A 19,669-nucleotide genomic window follows, 5' to 3' on the forward strand; every position below is an offset into this window, starting at 1 on the left:
AAACTGCGCAAACAGACCAACAGGAGTGTGCACGATGAGCCGTATCGAAACCGACAGCCTGGGCCAGATCGAAGTCCCGGACGACGCCTACTGGGGTGCTCAGACGCAACGCTCGCTGATCAACTTCGCCATTGGTCAGGAACGCATGCCGCTGCCGGTCCTGCACGCCCTTGCCCTGATCAAGAAAGCCGCCGCCCGGGTCAACAATCGCAACGGCGACCTGCCCGCCGACATCGCCCGCCTGATCGAACAGGCTGCCGACGAAGTGCTCGACGGCCAGCACGACGACCAGTTCCCGCTGGTGGTCTGGCAGACCGGCAGCGGCACCCAGAGCAACATGAACGTCAACGAAGTGATCGCCGGTCGCGCCAACGAACTGGCCGGCAACCCGCGCGGCGGCAAGACGCCGGTGCACCCGAACGATCACGTCAACCGCTCGCAAAGCTCCAACGACTGTTTCCCCACCGCCATGAGCATCGCCACCGCGCAAGCGGTGCAAGAGCAACTGCTGCCGGCGATTGCCGAGCTGTCCGGCGGCCTGGCGGAACTCGCCGCACGCCACATGAAACTGGTGAAAACCGGCCGTACACACATGATGGACGCCACACCGATCACCTTCGGTCAGGAACTGTCCGGCTTCATCGCGCAACTGGATTACGCCGAACGGGCGATTCGCGCAGCGCTGCCGGCGGTGTGTGAACTGGCGCAGGGCGGCACGGCGGTCGGTACCGGGTTGAATTCGCCACACGGCTTCGGCGAGGCGATTGCCGCAGAGCTCGCCGCGCTGTCCGGCCTGCCCTTCGTCACCGCACCGAACAAGTTCGCGGCACTGGCCGGCCATGAACCGCTGACCAACCTGTCGGGCGCGCTGAAAACCCTCGCCGTCGCGCTGATGAAAATCGCCAACGACCTGCGTCTGCTCGGTTCCGGCCCACGCGCAGGGTTTGCCGAAGTGAAGCTGCCGGCGAACGAGCCGGGCAGCTCGATCATGCCGGGCAAGGTCAATCCGACCCAGTGCGAAGCGCTGTCGATGCTGGCGTGTCAGGTGTTGGGCAATGACGTGACGATCGGCATCGCCGCGAGCCAGGGTCACTTGCAGTTGAACGTGTTCAAACCGGTGATCATCCATAACGTGCTGCAATCGATCCGCTTGCTCGCCGATGGTTGCAGCAACTTCCAGCAGCACTGCATCGCCGGGCTTGAGCCGGATGCCGACGTCATGGCCAGACACCTGGAGCGCGGGCTGATGCTGGTGACGGCGCTGAACCCGCACATCGGTTACGACAAGTCGGCGGAAATCGCCAAGAAGGCTTACAGCGAAGGCCTGACCTTGCGTGAGGCGGCGCTGCAACTGGGGTATCTGAGCGATGAACAGTTCGATGCCTGGGTGCGGCCGGAGAACATGATCGAGGCTGGCGCCAAGGGCTGATTTTGTAGCATTGCTTAATAAGTCATCGCGAGCAGGCTCACTGCTACAGGGGGGATGCGTTCCCCCCTGTAGCAGTGAGCCTGCTCGAGATGGCCCTGACGCGGTTAGCCTGCTGCCATCTTCATCCGCCGCGCCTTGAGTCCGGCAATCAACGACGGCCCCAACGCTACCAGCGCCGAGCCCAGCACCACCAGCACCGCCCCGCCATAGCCCAGACCATTGATCTGCTCGGCATGCACATACTCCGGCCATATCCACGCCGCCAGCGCCACCGCACCAAAGGTTACCAATGGCGTGATCGCCAGCGTGGCACTGACCCGCGACGCTTCCCAATGCGCCAGCGCCTCGGCAAATGCGCCATAGGCAATCAGCGTGTTCATGCAGCACGCCAGCAGCAGCCAGCCCTGCAACGGGCTCAGCGCCAGCGCCTCCAGCGGATGCACCCAGGGTGTCAGCAACAGCGCGCAGAACAGGTAGATCACCATCATCACCTGCAACGAATTCCACACCGTCAGCAACTGCTTCTGACCCAGCGCATAGAACGTCCAGACCGTCGAGGCCGACAGCACCAGCAACACGCCGGCGGTGTAGTCCGACAATGAGGTGAGCAATTCAGCCAGACGTTGATTGAAGAACAGCACAAACCCGATCAGCAGCACCGCCAGCCCGATCCCCTGGCCAATGCTGAAACGCTCCTTGAACACAAACAGGCTGGCGATCAGCAACATGATCGGGCCCATCTGCACCACCAGTTGCGCGGTGCCGGGGCTGAGCAGATTCAGGCCCATCAGGTACAGCACGTAATTGCCCACCAACCCGAGCACCGCCATCAGCACCAGCCAACCGCCTCTGGGCCCCAGCACTTTACGGCTCGGCAGACGCTTGACCGAGGCCAGATAAATGAACAGGCAGCCGCCCGAGACCATCAGGCGAAACCAGGTCACCGTGATCGGGTCCATCACCTGCAATACCTGCTTGAGTTTGATCGGCAAAATGCCCCACAAAAACGCGGTCAGCAGCGCCAGGAACAGACCGTAAACCCAGCGACCGGATGAAATGTGCATGCGAACCCCAATGCCTGCTGACAAGAGCGGTCATTCTAGGCCCGCATGCAGGCGCAACACAGGGACAGTTCAGGCCAGGCCGCGAATGAAACTGTGCAGGTCGCAGCATTAAATTGACGGATTGCCGTTGATCGTCTGGCCAGGCGCGCCAAGTGCTTCAGGCATAAGCTCATGGGATGCATTCACTGACTTCATACCAAGGAGGCCGATCATGTACGGTATGCGCGCTCAGGACAGCGCCCCCGCGACGCATTTTCGCAGTGAGCGGTTGTGTCGGGTCAATGGCGAGCTGTTCTTCAGCACTCGGGAAAATACCCTGGAGGGGCCGTTTGCCAGTGCGCAAAAGGCTGAGCTGGAAATAAAGGCGTATATCGCGCGGATGCAGGTTGTGGATTCCAATCGGTCACCGGATTGATTCAATCGCGAGCAGGCTCACTCCTACAGGGAACATATTCCAAAATGTAGGCGTGAGCCTGCTCGCGATAGCAATCTATCAGCCAACAACTTTCTTCCTGATTCAGCGCACCGCCTCAAACAACCCCGCCGCCCCCATCCCGCCGCCCACACACATGGTGACGATGCCGTAACGCAGATGACGCCGCTGCAACTCGCGCACCAGATGCCCGACCTGCCGCGACCCGGTCATGCCGAACGGGTGGCCGATGGAAATCGAGCCGCCATTGACGTTGTACTTCTCGTTATCAATCTCCAGCCGATCGCGGCTGTACAGGCACTGCGACGCGAACGCCTCGTTCAGCTCCCACAAATCAATGTCCGCCACCTGCAAGCCCTTGGCCTTGAGCAGTTTCGGCACCGAAAACACCGGGCCGATGCCCATCTCGTCAGGCTCACAACCGGCGACGGTGAAGCCGCGGAAAAACGCTTTCGGCTTCAGTCCCAGTTGCAGAGCTTTTTCCAGGCTCATCACCAGCGTCATCGAGGCCCCGTCGGACAGTTGCGAGGAGTTCCCCGCGGTCACCGAACCGTCCTCGGCAAACACCGGTTTGAGCCCCGCCAGACTTTCATAAGTGGTGTCAGGGCGGTTGCAGTCATCGCGCTCGACGACACCGTCGAGTACCTGCACTTCACCGCTGGTTTTGTCCTCGACCCGATACTTCACGGCCATCGGTACGATTTCGTCATCGAACAACCCCGCAGCCTGCGCCTGTGCCGTGCGAATCTGACTTTGCAGTGAATAGCGATCCTGGTCCTCGCGGCTCACGCCATAACGGCGCGCCACCACTTCGGCCGTCTGGCCCATCGTGTAATAGATACCCGGCGTCTGCTGTTGAAGCAGCGGGTTGATCAGGTGATCAGTGTTGACGCTTTTCAGGGTCAGGCTGATCGACTCGACGCCGCCGGCGACGATGATATCGCTGCAACCCGAGGCAATCTGGTTGGCGGCAATGGCGATCGCCTGCAAACCCGAGGAACAAAAACGATTGAGGGTCATGCCGGCCACGTGGGTGCCCAGGCGCGAGAGCACTGCCACGTTGCGGCCGATGTTGTAGCCCTGCGCACCTTCATTGGAACCGGCGCCGACGATGCAGTCCTCGACGCTGGCCGGGTCGATGTCATTGCGTGTCAGCAGCGCGTTGACGCAATGGGCCGCCATGTCATCGGGGCGGGTCTGGTTGAACTTGCCGCGAAAGGACTTGGCCAGGCCGGTCCGCACGCTGTCGACGATCACCACTTCACGCATGGCATACCTCATTGTTGTTGTCGGTTGAGAGTGGACCGAGCATAAGTCCACCTCATCGCCGACCGCGACAATCATTCACCCCGCGTATGCGTGCCCATCGGTTCAGTCCTTGTGCTTTTTCGTGCGCTTGTCGGACTTCTCGAACGCCTCTTCCAGCGCACGGTTGATGGTGCGCAGCACCTTGACCCGTGCCCAGCGTTTGTCATTGGCCTCGACCAGCGTCCACGGCGATATTTCGGTGCTGGTACGGTCAACCATATCGCCCACGGCAGCGCGGTAGGCGTCCCACTTGTCGCGGTTGCGCCAGTCGTCTTCGGTGATCTTGAAGCGCTTGAACGGAATCTGCTCCCGCGCCTGAAAGCGCTCCATCTGCGTGTCCTTGTCGATCGCCAGCCAGAACTTGACGACGATGACCCCGGCGTCGGCAATCTGTTCTTCGAAGTCATTAATCTCGCTGTAGGCGCGCAGCCAGTCGGCCGGGCTGCAAAAGCCCTCGACCCGCTCCACCAGCACCCGGCCATACCAGGAGCGGTCGAACACGGTGAACTTGCCCCGCGCCGGCAGGTGCCGCCAGAACCGCCACAAGTACGGTTGCGCACGTTCCTCTTCAGTCGGCGCGGCGATCGGCACGATGCTGTACTGACGCGGATCGAGCGCCGCCGCCACTCGACGGATCGCCCCGCCCTTGCCCGCCGCATCGTTGCCTTCGAATACCGCAACCAGAGCGTGGCGGCGCATGCGTTTGTCGCGCATCAGCCCGGACAACCGCGCCTGCTCGGTGATCAGTTGTTCTTCGTAGTCTTTCTTTTCCAACTGCTGGCTGAGGTCGAGGCTGTCGAGCAGGTTCAGTTGATCGACCGCCGTACCCAGCGGTGCCGCGTTGACTTCTTCGGTGTGCACCTGCTGACGCCTGAGCGCATTTTGCAGACCTTCGAGCAGAATCTTGCCGACCGCCAGACTGCGGTAATTGGCGTCCATGCCTTCGATGATGTGCCACGGCGCGTAGTCGCGGCTGGTACGGCGCAACACGCGCTCGCCGTATTTGACGAACTTGTCGTAGGTCTGCGATTGCTGCCAGTCCAGCGGGCTGATGCGCCAGCTGTGCAGCGGGTCATCGGCCAGGGCTTTGAGCCGCGCCTTCATCTGCTTCTTCGACAAGTGAAACCAGAACTTGAAGATCAGCGCGCCTTCGTCGCAGAGCATCTTTTCCAGACGCTCGGCGGCGTTGATCGCCTGATCCAGGCGCGGATCCTTGAACAGACCGTGAACCCGCCCCTGAAGCATCTGGCTGTACCAGTTGCCGAAGAACACCCCCATCCGCCCCTTCGCCGGGAGCATCCGCCAGTAACGCCAGGCCGGTGGCCGCGCCAGCTCTTCATCGGTCTGCTGATCGAAGGTGCGTACCTCGATCAGACGCGGGTCCATCCACTCGTTGAGCAACTTGACGGTCTCGCCCTTGCCGGCCCCTTCAATGCCGTTGATCAAAATGATCACCGGGAAGCGTTTCTGCTGCTGCAACTCGAACTGCGCTTCCAGCAAAGCTTCACGCAGCGCAGGCACCGCCTCGTCGTACGTTTCTTTGTCGATGGCGTGACCGATTTCAGCGGATTCAAACATGGGACGGCTCCTTCCAGAATGCAGCAAGACTAGCGGATTGGGCACGGCGATGGCGGAGAAATTCCTCCGCCAAGGTGAGTTAAATGAATGAACAACGGTGGCGAGGGCGCTTGCTCCCCCTCAGCTGCGCAGCAGTCGCAAGACCTGCCACCACGGTCCTCCAGACACATCGCGTTCACCGGTTTTGGGGCTGCTGTGCACCCCGGCGGGAGCAAGCGCCTTCGCCACAAAAGCCGCTGATGATCCTGCATTCGACCCTGGCCCCCCTTGCCATGGATCAAGCACCCAGCGCCCGATCGGCTAGAATGGCCGCCTTGTGATTGCCGAGCCTGCCATGAAACCCGTATTGCCCCACGCCCAGCTCGACTGGGATGACCAGGGACGCCCGCGTTCGCGGGTGTTCGATGACGTGTATTTTTCCGATCAGTCAGGTCTGGAAGAAACCCGTTATGTATTCCTCGAACAGAACCGTCTGGCCGAACGTTTTGCCGCGTTGCCAGCGCACGGGCGACTGGTGATCGGCGAAACCGGATTCGGCACCGGGCTGAATTTTCTCTGCGCCTGGCAGCTGTTCGAGCAACATGCGGTGGCCGGGGCGCGCCTGCATTTCGTCAGCGTCGAAAAGTATCCGCTGAGCCCTGCGGACTTGCAGCGGGCCTTGGCCTTGTGGCCGCAGCTGAAGTCGCTGGCCGATCAGTTGCTGACCCATTACGTGGCGATCCATCAGGGTTTTCAGCGGCTCATTCTGGGCAATGGCCGGGTCACGCTGACGCTGTTGATCGGCGATGCGCTGGAGCAATTGCCGCAGCTCGATGCGCAGATCGACGCGTGGTTTCTCGACGGCTTCGCCCCGGCGAAAAACCCGGACATGTGGACCGCCGAACTGTTCGTAGAACTGGCCCGCCTGGCCGCGCCCGGCTCGACTATCAGCACCTTTACCAGCACCGGTTGGGTGCGGCGCTTGCTCAATGCCGCCGGGTTCAAGATGAAACGCACGCCGGGCATCGGCCACAAGTGGGAAATCCTGCGCGGTGAATTTGTCGGCTGGCCGCAGGACGTTGCGCCACCCGCGCCAGACAAACCGTGGTTCGCCCGCCCTGCCCCGCTGACCGGTGAGCGCCGGGCATTGGTGATCGGGGCCGGGCTGGCCGGGTGCGCCAGCGCCGCCAGTCTCGCGGCGCGGGGCTGGCAGGTCAGCCTGCTGGAACGGCATGCCGACGTGGCGCAGGAAGCATCGGGCAATCCACAGGGCGTGCTGTACCTGAAGCTGTCGGCCCACGGCACCGCGTTGTCGCAACTGATCGTCAGCGGGTTCGGCTACACCCGCCGCCTGCTGGAAACCCTGCAACGCGGCTCGGATTGGGACGATTGCGGCGTGCTGCAATTGGCATTCAATACAAAGGAAGCCGAGCGCCACGCGCAACTGGCGGCGGCGTTCCCGGAAGATCTGGTGCACTGGCTCGACCAGCCGCAGGCCGAGATTCAGGCCGGGGTCGGACTGAGCCACGGCGGCTTGTATTACCCCGAAGGCGGCTGGGTGCATCCGCCCGCGCTGTGCCAGGCACAGGCCGCGCAACCGAACATCGAATTGCTCAAGCATCACGAGGCGCTGGAACTGCGCAAGGTCGAGGGTCAGTGGCAAGCCCTCGCCGGCGACCGTGTGCTCGCCAGCGCACCGGTGGTGGTATTGGCCGGCGCTGCGGAAATCAAACGCTTTGCACACAGTGCCGAGCTGCCGCTCAAACGCATTCGCGGGCAGATCACGCGCCTGCCGCAAACCACGGAAAGCCAGACGCTACGCACCGTGGTCTGCGCCGAAGGTTATGTCGCCCCGGCACGCCTGGGCGAACACACACTGGGCGCCAGTTTCGATTTCACCAGCGATGACCTGACACCGACGACCGCCGAACACCTGGGCAATCTGGCAATGCTTGAGGAGATCTCCGGCGATCTGGTGGCGCGTCTGCACATCAATGACCTGCCTGCAGAAACGCTGGAGGGCCGCGCCGCCTTTCGCTGCACCAGCCCCGATTATCTGCCGATTGTCGGTCCGCTGGCCGACCGCGAAGCCTTCGCTCAGGCCTACGCGGCGTTAAGCAAGGATGCGCGACAAGTGCCGGACATTGCCTGCCCGTGGCTCGACGGCTTGTATGTCAACAGCGGCCACGGCTCACGCGGGCTGATCACCGCACCGCTGTCCGGCGAACTGCTGGCGGCGTGGCTGGACAACGAGCCGCTGCCCCTGCCCAGAAGCGTCGCCGAAGCCTGCCATCCCAACCGTTTTGCCTTGCGCACGTTGATTCGCGGCAAATGAAAAAGAGCGACTGGCCGCTGGTCAGTCGCCGCCCCTTATAACTCATCGTTCTAAAACTCCCACAACTGCACCGGGTCAGTTTCTGAGTAACGGCCATTTTGGCCTGACTGAGAATCACCCTCCCCAACGGAAAAACCGGTAAGGATTTTATGTGCGGATTAGCTGGCGAGTTACGTTTTGATCAACACCCTGCAGACCTTGCAGCCATTGAGCGAATCACCCATCACCTGGCGCCTCGCGGCCCCGACGCGTGGGGCTTCCATGCTCAAGGGCCGATTGCCCTGGGCCACCGTCGCCTGAAAATCATGGACCTGTCGGACGGCTCGGCGCAGCCGATGATCGACAGTCAACTGGGCTTGTCCCTGGCCTTCAACGGCGCGATCTACAACTTCCCGGAACTGCGCGCCGAACTCGAAGCGCTCGGTTACGCGTTCTATTCCGGTGGCGACACCGAGGTGCTGCTCAAGGGTTACCACGCCTGGGGCGAAGCAATGCTGCCGAAACTCAACGGTATGTTTGCCTTCGCCATCTGGGAGCGCGACGCCCAGCGCCTGTTCATCGCTCGCGACCGTCTCGGCGTGAAGCCGTTGTACCTGTCGCGCACCGGTCAGCGTTTGCGTTTCGCCTCGGCCCTGCCGGCGCTGCTCAAGGGCGGCGACATCAACCCGATCCTTGACCCGGTGGCGCTCAATCACTATCTGAATTTCCACGCGGTGGTCCCGGCCCCGCGCACCTTGCTGGCCGGCATCGAAAAGCTGCCGCCCGCCACGTGGATGCGCGTTGAAGCCGATGGCACCACCGAACAGAAAACCTGGTGGACCCTGCCCTACGGCCCGCACGAGGATGAGAAAAACCTGACGCTGGAAGACTGGGTCGACCGCGTGCTCGACAGCACCCGCGAAGCCGTGGCGATCCGCCAACGTGCGGCGGTGGATGTGGGTGTGCTGCTGTCCGGCGGTGTCGATTCGAGCATGCTCGTCGGTCTGCTGCGGGAAGTCGGCGTGGAAAACCTGTCGACCTTTTCCATCGGTTTCCAGGACGCTGGCGGCGAGCGCGGTGACGAGTTCCAGTATTCGGACCTGATCGCCAAACACTACGGCACGCAGCACCATCAGTTGCGCATCGACGAAAAAGAGATCATCGAACAACTGCCTGCTGCCTTCCGCGCGATGAGCGAACCGATGGTCAGCCATGACTGCATCGCGTTCTACCTGTTGTCTCGCGAAGTGGCCAAACACTGCAAGGTAGTGCAAAGCGGCCAGGGCGCCGACGAGTTGTTCGCCGGTTATCACTGGTACCCGCAAGTGGACGGTGCGGCGGATCCGTACGCGGCCTATCGCGCGGCATTCTTCGACCGCAGCTACGACGACTACGCTGCCACCGTGCAGCCGAAATGGCTGACGGCCAATGACGCTGCCGGCGACTTCGTGAAGGAACATTTCGCCCAACCGGGCGCCGATGCCGCCGTGGACAAAGCCCTGCGCCTGGACAGCACGGTGATGCTGGTGGATGACCCGGTCAAACGTGTCGACAACATGACCATGGCCTGGGGCCTGGAAGCTCGCACGCCGTTTCTCGACTATCGCCTGGTCGAACTGTCGGCTCGTGTGCCTGGTCGCTTCAAGCTGCCTGACGGCGGCAAACAGGTGCTCAAAGAGGCGGCGCGACGGGTCATTCCGAGCGAAGTGATTGATCGCAAAAAAGGCTACTTCCCGGTGCCCGGCCTCAAGCATTTGCAAGGCGACACGCTGAACTGGGTGCGCGAACTGCTGCTTGATCCGAGTCAGGATCGCGGCCTGTTCAACCCGGCGATGCTCGACAAACTGCTGACCGATCCGCAAGGCCAACTGACCCCGTTACGCGGCTCGAAACTGTGGCAACTGGCGGCCTTGAACCTGTGGCTCAGTGAACAAGGAATCTGATTGATGAAACCCCACGCCACGGCTATCAGCCAACGCCTGCTGCGCGGTCAGACACCGTCGTATGAACGCTTGCAGGCGCGTCTGGCCGAAGACGGCAGCGAACTCGGCGCCGACCCTATCGCCGTGCATTGCGGTTGGGGCCGGCTGCTGATCGGCCACACCTTTCCTGAACCGGCGACGCTGGCGCAGGAATTGCTCAACGAGCAACCCGGCGAGCGCGACATCGCGCTGTACGTCGCCGCGCCGCAGCAGATTCTCGGTCTTGAACCGACCCAGTTGTTTCTCGATCCGTCCGACACCTTGCGCGTTTGGTTCAGCGATTACCGTCAGGCGACGCGGGTGTTTCGCGGCTTCCGCATTCGTCGCGCGCAGAGCGAGGCGGACTGGCAGGCGATCAATGTGCTGTACCAGGCGCGCGGCATGTTGCCGATCGACGCCACGCGGCTCACCCCGCATCATCAGGGCGGCCCGGTGTACTGGATCGCTGAAGATGAAGACAGCGGCGCGGTGATCGGCAGCGTCATGGGCCTGAATCATCACAAAGCGTTCAACGACCCGGAGCACGGCAGCAGCCTGTGGTGCCTGGCGGTCGATCCGCAATGCTCGCGGCCCGGTGTCGGTGAAGTGCTGGTCCGTCATCTGATCGAGCACTTCATGAGTCGCGGCTTGAGCTATCTCGACCTGTCGGTGTTGCACGACAACCGTCAAGCCAAGAATCTCTACGCCAAGCTCGGTTTTCGCAACCTGTCGACGTTTGCCATCAAACGCAAGAACGGCATCAACCAGCCGTTGTTCCTCGGCCCGGGACCGGAGGCGCAGTTCAATCCCTATGCGCGGATCATCGTCGAAGAAGCCCATCGACGTGGCATCGACGTTCAGGTCGATGACGCCGACGCCGGGCTGTTCACCCTCAGCCATGGCGGGCGCCGGGTGCGCTGCCGGGAATCGTTGAGCGACCTGACCAGCGCGATCAGCATGAGCCTGTGCCAGGACAAAAGCCTGACCCACAAGGTGCTGAAAGCCGCCGGCCTCAACCTGCCGTCGCAACAGTTGGCGGGCAATGCCGACGACAACCTGGCGTTTCTCGACGAGCATCAGCGAGTGGTGGTCAAGCCGCTCGACGGTGAACAGGGCCAGGGCGTGGCGGTGGATTTGCAGAGTATCGAAGAGGTGCAGCGCGCCATCGAAACCGCAAAACAATTCGATAGCCGGGTGCTGCTGGAAAGCTTCCACGAAGGCCTCGATCTGCGGATTCTGGTGATTGGCTTTGACGTGGTGGCGGCGGCGATTCGCAAGCCTGCGGAAGTGGTCGGTGACGGGCACCATTCGATTGGTGCGTTGATCGAAGCGCAGAGCCGGCGCCGTCAGGCGGCGACCGGTGGCGAGAGCAAGATCCCGCTGGATCACGAAACCCAACGCACCCTGCACGCGGCCGGTTATGACTACAGCAGCATCCTGCCGGCCGGTGAGCATCTGTTCGTGCGGCGCACCGCCAATCTGCACACCGGCGGCACACTGGAAGATGTCACGGCGATCCTGCACCCGACCCTTGTCGATGCCGCCGTGCGCGCAGCACGGGCGCTGGACATTCCGATGGTTGGTCTCGATTTGATGGTGCCGGCGGCGGATCAACCGGAGTACGTGTTTATCGAAGCCAACGAACGGGCCGGGCTGGCCAACCATGAACCGCAGCCGACGGCGGAGCGGTTTGTCGATCTGCTGTTTCCGCACAGTCAGCCGGCTGTTTCTTGATCATGCAGCGCGTCCACTGACGCCTTCGCGAGCAAGCTCGCTCCCACAGAGGAACGCATTCCAAATGTGGGAGCGAGCTTGCTCGCGAAGGGGCCGCAACAGACACCACAAATTTTCCCTCATCGAAACCATCGATGCGCCTCAACTCATCAGGAGTTTCCATGACCACACAAATCCCTGAACCGGATCTGAACTACCTGCAAAAAGTCCTGCTGGAAATGCTCGCCATTCCCAGCCCCACCGGGTTCACCGACACCATCGTGCGTTACGTCGCCGAGCGTCTGGAAGAACTTGGCATTCCCTTCGAGATGACCCGTCGCGGCACGATCCGCGCCACCCTCAAGGGCAAGAAAAACAGCCCCGACCGCGCGGTCTCGGCGCACCTCGACACCATCGGTGCGGCCGTGCGCGCCGTGAAAGACAACGGGCGTTTGACCCTGGCCCCGGTCGGCTGCTGGTCGAGCCGGTTTGCCGAGGGCAGCCGCGTCAGCCTGTTCACCGACAATGGCGTGATTCGCGGCAGCGTGCTGCCGTTGATGGCGTCCGGACACGCATTCAACACCGCCGTGGACGAAATGCCGATCAGTTGGGATCACGTCGAGCTGCGTCTGGACGCCTACTGCGCAACCAAGGCCGATTGCGATTCGCTGGGCATCAGTGTCGGTGACGTGGTGGCGTTCGATCCGTTGCCGGAGTTCACCGAAAGCGGTCACATCAGCGCCCGTCACCTGGATGACAAGGCCGGGGTTGCAGCGCTGCTCGCCTCGCTCAAGGCGATCGTCGACAGCGGTCAGGAATTGATGATCGACTGCCATCCGCTGTTCACCATCACCGAAGAAACCGGCAGCGGCGCGGCGGCAGCATTGCCGTGGGACGTCAGTGAATTCGTCGGTATCGACATTGCACCGGTCGCCCCCGGCCAGCATTCCAGCGAACACGCGGTGAGCGTGGCGATGCAGGATTCCGGCGGGCCGTACGACTATCACCTGTCACGGCATTTGCTGCGCCTGGCCAGTGAAAACGAGTTGCCGGTGCGCCGCGACCTGTTTCGCTATTACTTCAGCGATGCCCACTCGGCGGTGACCGCCGGCCACGACATCCGCACCGCCCTGCTCGCCTTTGGCTGCGACGCCACCCACGGTTACGAGCGCACGCACATCGACAGCCTGGCGGCGCTCAGTCGCTTGCTCGGGGCCTATATTCTGAGTCCGCCGGTGTTTGCCAGCGACGCGGCGCCGGCCAATGCGTCGCTCGACCGGTTCAGTCATCAGATCGAGCACGACACGCAGATGGAAAGTGATACGCGGGTGCCGTCGGTGGACAGTCTGGTGGGGCAGCGTTCCGACAGTTGATTCGGTTACTGTAGCGGCTGGACTGCCCGCATCGCCGGCACGCCAGCTCCCACAGGGCTTGTGCCGCTCACAGGCCCTGTGGTCCAACCAAAAACTGTAGGGGCTGGCTTGCCAGCGATGAGGCCGGTACACCCCACACAAAACTGGCAGGCAACCGACAATCGCCGTAGCATCCTGACCTTGATTGAACCGAGGTGCCCATGCTGATTCCCCACGACCAACTTGAAGTCGACACCCTCACCCGCCTGATCGAGGACTTCGTCACCCGCGACGGCACCGACAACGGCGATGACACGCCGCTGGAAACCCGTGTCCTGCGCGTACGCCAGGCCCTGACCAAAGGCCAGGCGCTGATCGTCTTCGACCCGGAAAGTGAGCAATGCCAATTGATGCTCAAGCACGACGTGCCCAAGCACCTGTTCGACTGAGCCCGTCAGCGGGCCTTTTCAGAGGCCTGCTTGCGCTGGATCCGTTCATAGACTTCGGCGCGATGCACGTTGACTTTCTGGGGCGCCTCGACGCCGAAACGCACACTGGAACCGTTCACTGACAGAACGCGCAGGGAAATGTCGTCGCCGATTGAAATCAATTCACCGACGACGCGGCTGAGTACAAGCATGGGATTCGTCCTTCCGGGTTAACGAACCCTGAAGATGCGCGGCTTGCCGGTGCGACACAATGCGCGCCCGGCAAATCAGTCTTGCCTTACACCCACCACGCCGACAGGCCGTCAGACGTTTCGTACAAAACCGTCAATTCAAGCAACCGAGAAGCGCGGACCGAACAGAATCACGCTGGCGCCGATCACACACAACGCCACGCCGATCCAGTCCGAACTCAACGGGCGAACGCGCTCGACCACGGCCAGCCAGCCAATCGACGCGACAATGTAAATCCCGCCATACGCGGCATAGGCGCGACCGGCGTAGGCCGCTTCAACGCGGGTCAGCAACAGGGCGAACAGGGTCAGGCTGAGTAACGCAGGAATCACCCACAGGGCACTTTTGCCCTGACGCAGCCACATGAAGAAAGCGAAACAACCGGCGATTTCAAACAGCGCCGCAAGGAAAAACCACAAGTAATTGAGCATCGAAGCGTCTCGTCAGGGTGACCATTGCGGCCACCCTAACCACGCGACACCCGCCGGGCAAGCTCAGCCGTTGTTCTGTTTGGCCTTGGCGCGCATTTTTTCCGCCATCGCGGTCATTTCGTTGTAGAGCAGTTGCGGGTTCTTCTGCTTGATGGCCCAGGCCATGCGGCCCTGCTCATGGGGCAGGATCATGAATTCGCCGGCGGCGACTTGCTGATAGATATAGTCGGCGATGTCTGCTGCGCTGATCGGCGAACTTTCCAGCAACTTGCCGACCTGCGCTTTCATTGCCGGGGTCGGCCCACGGAACGAATCGAGCAAGTTGGTCTGGAAGAATGACGGGCACACCACATGCACGCCGACTTCCTGTTGCGCCAGTTCGATCAGCAGGCTTTCCGACAGCGCTACGACACCGGCCTTGGCGACGTTGTAGTTGCTCATGGCCGGGCCTTGCATCAAGGCCGCCATGGACGCGATGTTGATGATCTTGCCTTTGCTTTGCTCCAGCAGCGGCAGGAATGCCTTGCAGCCCTTGACCACGCCCATCAGGTTGATCGCGATCTGCCAGTCCCAGTCTTCCAGCGACAACTCACTGAAGAACCCGCCCGATGCCACGCCGGCGTTGTTGACGATGATGTCGATGCCGCCAAGCTTCTCTTCGCAGGCCTGGGCGAACGCCGTGAGCTGACTGTAATCACGCACATCGCAGCGCTGGATAAAACCGTCGCCACCGGCTTCGCGCACCATTTTCAGGGTTTCCTGCAGACCGGGCTCGCTGACGTCGGACAAGGCCAGTTGCCAGCCTTCACGCGCCCAGCGCAGCGCGATTTCCCGACCTAAACCCGAGCCCGCGCCAGTGATCATCATGCGATTTTGCATAGCAGACAGCCTTGTTGTTCCGGGGAAGATGCGCGGAGTGTAGCGAAGGATCCTTAGCCCTCCACGCTCCATCAGACTGCTGAATACAGGATCAAAAGATCGCAGCCTTCGGCAGCGCCTACAAGATTCGTGCAGGCGCGGCCGAGAGGAACCAGGCCGCGATTTTTTTGTTTCAAAGGAAATAAGGGAGCGATCCAAATACATTAAAAAAACATTGAATTTTTTTTCATGCACAACAGTCGGAATTTGTAAGCCGTCTGGATTTAGTTAATTACCAGCCGCCCCTGAACATCAAGACTTCTCGAATACTATCAACAAGGAAAATCGACATGGGCACAATTCTTATCATTATCCTGATCCTGTTGCTGATCGGTGGTCTGCCGGTCTTCCCGCACTCCAGAAGTTGGGGTTATGGCCCGTCGGGCATTATTGGCGTGGTATTGGTAGTGCTGCTGGTCTTGCTGTTACTCGGCAGGATATAAAACGCAGGACAAAAAAAGAGGCCCTCAGGGGCCTCTTTTTTATGCAGCGTTTTTTTATCAGTCCGGCTTGCCGTTAATCACGCCGGCGGTATTGTCCATCAGGCTCTTGGTCGCCGTTTGCAGGAACGATTCGAGCTTGAGTTTCAATTCAGCGGTACGCGGTGCATCCGGCACGATCTCGGCATGCGGATTGGCGCCCAACTGGTACTGCCAGATCTTCGGTGCCATTTCTTTATCCTTCGGCAGCACGAGAATCTGGTCAGCGGTGACGATGGCAGTGGTCTGCTCGCTGCCCGACGGCTTGATCACACCGAAGCCGGTGTCGCCTTCCGGCAGGTTGAGCAGGTCACGGCCCCAGCACTGATGACGTACTTCGCCACCCAGACGGCCCATGATGGTCGGCACGATGTCGATTTGCGTGCCCACGGTGTGGTCACGGGTACCGAACTTTTCCTGGATGCCCGGCGCAATCATCAGCATCGGTACGTTGAAGCGGCCCAGGTCCATTTCGGTGATCTGACGCTCGTTGCCGAAACCGTGGTCGCCGACGATGACAAACAGGGTTTCCTTGAAGTACGGCTCTTTACGCGCCTTCTCGAAGAACTGACCCAACGCCCAGTCGGCATAACGCATGGCGGTCAAGTGCTCGTTGAGGCTGCCACGATCGGTCACGCGCTCGACCGGCAAGGGTGTCGGCAAAGCGTATGGCGTGTGGTTGGACAGGGTTTGCAGCAGCGCATAGAACGGCTTGCCGTTTTCCCGCGCCTTCAGTTCGATCAGACCGCGGTCGAACATGTCCTGGTCGGACACGCCCCAGGTCGGGTCGGAGAACACCGGGTTGACGAAGTCGTTACGACCCACGAAGTTGGTCATGCCCTGGTTGCTGAAGAAGCCCGACTGGTTGTCCCAGGCGAAGTCACCGTTGTAGACGTAGACGTCGTCATACTTGCGCGCGCTGAGCAGTTGCGGCAGGCCGGAGAGCTTGTGGCTGCCTTCCGGGGTCTGCATCAGGTATTCGAAACCCGGCAGGTTCGGGAAACATGCCATGGTCGCGAACATGCCCTGGTGGGTGTGCGTGCCATTGGAGAAGAAGCGGTCGAACAGCAGGCCTTCCTTCGACAGTTTGTCGAGGTACGGGGTGATGTTGCCCGGCGCGCCCAAAGCACCCACCGAGTGACCGGCCATGCTTTCCATCAGGATCACAACGACGTTCTTGATCGGCAAGGTCTTGTCGGCGGGCGGCGTGTATTCACGGCGCACGGCGGCGATGTCGGTATCGACCAGTTTGTCGTCGGGCATCAGCAACATGTCGCGCACGACTTTCTGCGCCTGTTCCTGTGGCAGGGTGGCTTTCCAGATGTTGTTGCGATCTTCGCCCATGCGGTCCTTGGCGGCAGCGATCAGCGACAGCGTACCGTTGAGACCCAGTTGGTTGGCGAAGTTCGACTCGGTGGTGTACACGTCACCCCAGCGCAGCGGCGGGCCCTGACGCAGGGTGCCACGAGCAGCGGTGACGCAGATCAGCAGGCAGACCACGAACACCGCCAGGCGGGTGTACCACGGCGCCACCTGACGGGTGCCGACGTTGCCGCCACTGAAGGGGCCGCGTGGACGGGTCGCACGGTCGGCGCCTTTGAACGCCAGGGTCAGGATGACAGTGCCGATCGCCCACGCCAGCAGGTAACGGACCACCGGGAAACCGTACCAGAGCATGCTCATAACGGTTTTCGGGTCTTCTTTCACGTACTGGAAGACCAGGCCGTTGAGGCGCTGGTGGAATTCGCGATAGAAATCCATCTCCATCAGGCCGAGGAACAGCGCGATGCTCGAAGCGATCGTCAGCCACAGACGGAAGAAACCACGCACGGCCATGGCGCGGGCACTGAACAGCGCCAGCACCAGCGGAATGCAAATGTACACCACCAGGCGCAGGTCGAAACGCAGGCCGTTGGCGAACGCTTCAATGAAGGTCGAAGCCGGGGTGTCGAGGATCATCTCGCGGTTGTAGACCAGCAGCGCGAGGCGCAGCACGGAAAACATCACCATCATGACCAGTGCACAAAGCAGCGTGTAGGCCAGATGCGATTTGACGGTCGGTTGCAGCAGGCGAGCAGAAGATCGCTGCTGATTCAGGGCGTCCGGGTTTGCCATGTCGTTTTAGGACCCATTGGAAGTTAAAGTTGCAAAAATACAGCGGCGCCATGCCCTCTATTGGCCATTCCAGACCCCGGGGCTTGCGCGGTGCGCAAATGTTGCACGATCACCCGCACCATTACCATTGATTACTGCCTCGGTGCCGGACACTTTCATTTAATGCCACAGTAGCGCGGCCGCGTGCCAACGGCGCGGGCGAATTGTCTTGAACACGTTGTGAAAATTTCGTTCAACGCATATCTGGAAACACAATATAGCGACAAAACAAAAAAGCCCCGACTTGATCGGGGCGTTTTGCTCAACCGGCGGCGATTACTTCTCGGCGCGTTCTTTCAACGCTTTAAGCGTGTTGAACGGCGCATCGACGACAAACTTGTTGGCCACCATCGCCGGCACACTGCCACCCGGCTCGGTGTGGACTTGATAGGTCACTTCGACCTGATCGCCCTTGGGCACGAACTTCCAGAAACCCTTGACCTGGGCAACGCGCACGAAACCTTTCTCTTCCGGCACGTACTTCGGTACGCCTTCAAGGTTGCGGGTCAGGCTGCCATCGGCGCCTTCGACGGTGGTGATGTGCAGCACCGAATCGCGCGGAGTGACTGGCCATGGCGTGTTGAACTGGGTGTAGGTCCAGCTCTGATCGCCTTCGTGCTTGAGCAGTTTCTGGGTCTTGCATTCGTGAATCCAGGCACAGGCGCCGGAAACGTCTTCCTGCAGTGCGCGCAGTTTGGCGATGGTGGTCTTCATCAAGACCACGCCCTGATAGGACTTGTAGTCCGAACCCGGCACTTCGCTCAGGGAAACCTTGATGCCGTCTTCGTTCTTGGCGACCTTCCAGTCTTCAGCCTGAACCGCCGAAGTAGCCAGCACGGCAGTCAAACCACACAACACAGCGATACGATGCAGCGAACCCATAGTCTTATTCCTTATTGTTGAAGTTCCGTTCGTTTGACACATCACGCCGCCGTCATTTGCTCCCACCAGCCGATCAACCTGATCGCCTCTTCCGAGCTGCTGCCACAGACTTCGACATCGGCGGCAAAACCGGAACAGACAGCGGGACGCTCCGGCTGGCCGAAAATGCTGCACAGGTTTTCGACCGAGAGTTGCACGCAACGTTCGCCGGCAGGTTTGCCATCAGGCATGCCGGGAATCGCCGAACTGATGGAAGGGGCAATGCAGCAAGCGCCACAGCCTTCACGGCATTTCATGACGGGCAAATCCTCACGACGGGTAATGTGCTAAAGAGACGCGGAACAGAGTAACCGCTAAAACGGCTGTTTAAAATTCCCTGATCCGGGGTTTTTACCGATAAGTGAATGTGACTGACCAGTCTCCGACAAAGCGTCTGGTCTGCGGGTCACAGGTGAGCAGGAATTACTGCTTGAATTCGAAATCCAGCGCCGCGCCTTCGATTTCCCGGCGGTCTTCGTTGCGCAGTTGCAACTGCATTTCGTTGCTGAGCAAGCGGCCGTTGAGCTGGAATCCACTGTTTTTCTCGCCAAAAAACTGCGGCAGGATCTGATCGTGCTTCGGCAGCACCACGGTGCCGGGCGGTTTCAGCTCCTGAACCATGTCCTTGGGCAGACTCAGGTCGAGCCTGGCGGGCGGCAACGGTGTGTTCACCAGTTCTTTGGCCGACTTTGATTTCGACGCAATCGGCGGGCGCTTCTTCACCGGGGCGGCTTTCTTCTGCTGCGATTTTTTGTCCGGGGCCGCTTTTGCGCTCGTTGCAGGCTTTTTTTCTGAGGTAGCCGTTGCCGGCTTTTCTTGAACGGCTGCCGCCAAGGCACTCGGCGCATGACTGATCAGTAGCAAACCCAAGATGACTCCGGCGGCAGAAAAAATCGCTTTCATGGACCCTACAACACTAACGGCAGAGGGCCATATGCTCGCTTGTTGAGCGCTA

At 60.9% G+C, this 19,669-nt stretch carries 18 protein-coding genes; 8 read left to right on the forward strand and 10 right to left on the reverse strand.

Features of this window, described 5'->3' with window-relative positions:
* Positions 1 to 34: 34 nt before the first annotated feature.
* Complete coding sequence (locus HV782_RS20895; protein WP_186744888.1) at positions 35 to 1,429, forward strand: class II fumarate hydratase; 1,395 nt, start codon at positions 35 to 37, stop codon at positions 1,427 to 1,429.
* A gap of 104 nt (positions 1,430 to 1,533) precedes the next feature.
* Here the strand turns inward: HV782_RS20895 and HV782_RS20900 are convergent, their stop codons facing one another.
* Positions 1,534 to 2,493 carry a DMT family transporter gene (locus HV782_RS20900; protein ID WP_186744891.1) on the reverse strand — a complete coding sequence of 320 codons (960 nt, stop codon included), beginning with the start codon at positions 2,491 to 2,493 and terminating at the stop codon, positions 1,534 to 1,536.
* Between the two features lie 211 nt (positions 2,494 to 2,704).
* Here HV782_RS20900 and HV782_RS20905 point away from each other — a divergent pair, with 211 nt between their 5' ends.
* Complete coding sequence (locus tag HV782_RS20905) at positions 2,705 to 2,908, forward strand: DUF6316 family protein (protein ID WP_186744893.1); 204 nt, start codon at positions 2,705 to 2,707, stop codon at positions 2,906 to 2,908.
* Between the two features lie 102 nt (positions 2,909 to 3,010).
* On the opposite strand, the gene HV782_RS20910 is transcribed toward HV782_RS20905, so the two are convergent.
* Together HV782_RS20910 and pap are read right to left on the reverse strand one after the other, a co-directional pair.
* Positions 3,011 to 4,195 carry a thiolase family protein gene (locus tag HV782_RS20910; protein WP_186744895.1) on the reverse strand — a complete coding sequence of 395 codons (1,185 nt, stop codon included), beginning with the start codon at positions 4,193 to 4,195 and terminating at the stop codon, positions 3,011 to 3,013.
* Between the two features lie 102 nt (positions 4,196 to 4,297).
* Entirely contained in the window at positions 4,298 to 5,812 is a 1,515-nt protein-coding gene (gene pap / locus HV782_RS20915) for a polyphosphate:AMP phosphotransferase (protein ID WP_186744897.1), read from the reverse strand.
* Between the two features lie 334 nt (positions 5,813 to 6,146).
* On the opposite strand from pap, the gene mnmC reads away from it, so the two are divergent.
* The 5 genes from mnmC to HV782_RS20940 all read left to right on the forward strand — a co-directional run bounded on the left by mnmC (position 6,147) and on the right by HV782_RS20940 (position 13,580).
* Positions 6,147 to 8,126: a bifunctional tRNA (5-methylaminomethyl-2-thiouridine)(34)-methyltransferase MnmC2/FAD-dependent 5-carboxymethylaminomethyl-2-thiouridine(34) oxidoreductase MnmC1 gene (gene mnmC, locus HV782_RS20920; protein WP_186744899.1), complete on the forward strand. Its 1,980-nt coding sequence runs from the start codon at positions 6,147 to 6,149 to the stop codon at positions 8,124 to 8,126.
* Between the two features lie 149 nt (positions 8,127 to 8,275).
* The gene (locus HV782_RS20925) at positions 8,276 to 10,048 is read left to right on the forward strand and encodes an N-acetylglutaminylglutamine amidotransferase (protein ID WP_123466702.1); all 1,773 of its coding nucleotides are present in this window, start codon (positions 8,276 to 8,278) and stop codon (positions 10,046 to 10,048) included.
* Between the two features lie 3 nt (positions 10,049 to 10,051).
* Positions 10,052 to 11,800 (forward strand): N-acetylglutaminylglutamine synthetase, encoded by a 1,749-nt coding sequence (gene ngg / locus HV782_RS20930; protein WP_186744901.1) that lies wholly within the window; start codon positions 10,052 to 10,054, stop codon positions 11,798 to 11,800.
* A 161-nt stretch (positions 11,801 to 11,961) separates the two neighbouring features.
* Positions 11,962 to 13,152 carry an osmoprotectant NAGGN system M42 family peptidase gene (locus tag HV782_RS20935; protein WP_105705262.1) on the forward strand — a complete coding sequence of 397 codons (1,191 nt, stop codon included), beginning with the start codon at positions 11,962 to 11,964 and terminating at the stop codon, positions 13,150 to 13,152.
* A gap of 200 nt (positions 13,153 to 13,352) precedes the next feature.
* Positions 13,353 to 13,580: a YheU family protein gene (locus tag HV782_RS20940; protein ID WP_003199186.1), complete on the forward strand. Its 228-nt coding sequence runs from the start codon at positions 13,353 to 13,355 to the stop codon at positions 13,578 to 13,580.
* Between the two features lie 5 nt (positions 13,581 to 13,585).
* Here the strand turns inward: HV782_RS20940 and csrA are convergent, their stop codons facing one another.
* From csrA to HV782_RS20955, 3 genes are all read right to left on the reverse strand, one after another.
* Positions 13,586 to 13,771: a carbon storage regulator CsrA gene (gene csrA, locus HV782_RS20945; RefSeq protein WP_123466706.1), complete on the reverse strand. Its 186-nt coding sequence runs from the start codon at positions 13,769 to 13,771 to the stop codon at positions 13,586 to 13,588.
* Between the two features lie 138 nt (positions 13,772 to 13,909).
* Positions 13,910 to 14,242, reverse strand: a complete 333-nt coding sequence (locus tag HV782_RS20950; RefSeq protein WP_123466708.1) for a YnfA family protein — start codon at positions 14,240 to 14,242, stop codon at positions 13,910 to 13,912.
* A 63-nt stretch (positions 14,243 to 14,305) separates the two neighbouring features.
* A complete protein-coding gene (locus HV782_RS20955) occupies positions 14,306 to 15,121 on the reverse strand; it encodes an SDR family oxidoreductase (protein ID WP_128615059.1) in 816 nt (271 codons plus the stop codon).
* A 323-nt stretch (positions 15,122 to 15,444) separates the two neighbouring features.
* On the opposite strand from HV782_RS20955, the gene HV782_RS20960 reads away from it, so the two are divergent.
* Positions 15,445 to 15,603 carry a DUF3309 family protein gene (locus tag HV782_RS20960; RefSeq protein ID WP_169432680.1) on the forward strand — a complete coding sequence of 53 codons (159 nt, stop codon included), beginning with the start codon at positions 15,445 to 15,447 and terminating at the stop codon, positions 15,601 to 15,603.
* A 57-nt stretch (positions 15,604 to 15,660) separates the two neighbouring features.
* On the opposite strand, the gene HV782_RS20965 is transcribed toward HV782_RS20960, so the two are convergent.
* The 4 genes from HV782_RS20965 to HV782_RS20980 form a co-directional block, all read right to left on the reverse strand.
* The gene (locus HV782_RS20965; RefSeq protein WP_186744903.1) at positions 15,661 to 17,754 is read right to left on the reverse strand and encodes an LTA synthase family protein; all 2,094 of its coding nucleotides are present in this window, start codon (positions 17,752 to 17,754) and stop codon (positions 15,661 to 15,663) included.
* Between the two features lie 315 nt (positions 17,755 to 18,069).
* Positions 18,070 to 18,675: an START domain-containing protein gene (locus HV782_RS20970; protein ID WP_123466714.1), complete on the reverse strand. Its 606-nt coding sequence runs from the start codon at positions 18,673 to 18,675 to the stop codon at positions 18,070 to 18,072.
* Positions 18,676 to 18,716: 41 nt separating this feature from the next.
* A complete protein-coding gene (locus tag HV782_RS20975; RefSeq protein WP_123466716.1) occupies positions 18,717 to 18,971 on the reverse strand; it encodes a YkgJ family cysteine cluster protein in 255 nt (84 codons plus the stop codon).
* A 166-nt stretch (positions 18,972 to 19,137) separates the two neighbouring features.
* Entirely contained in the window at positions 19,138 to 19,617 is a 480-nt protein-coding gene (locus tag HV782_RS20980; RefSeq protein WP_186745012.1) for a translation initiation factor 2, read from the reverse strand.
* Positions 19,618 to 19,669: the final 52 nt, after the last annotated feature.

This window comes from Pseudomonas monsensis (assembly GCF_014268495.2).
Classification (GTDB): Bacteria; Pseudomonadota; Gammaproteobacteria; order Pseudomonadales; family Pseudomonadaceae; genus Aquipseudomonas; species Aquipseudomonas monsensis.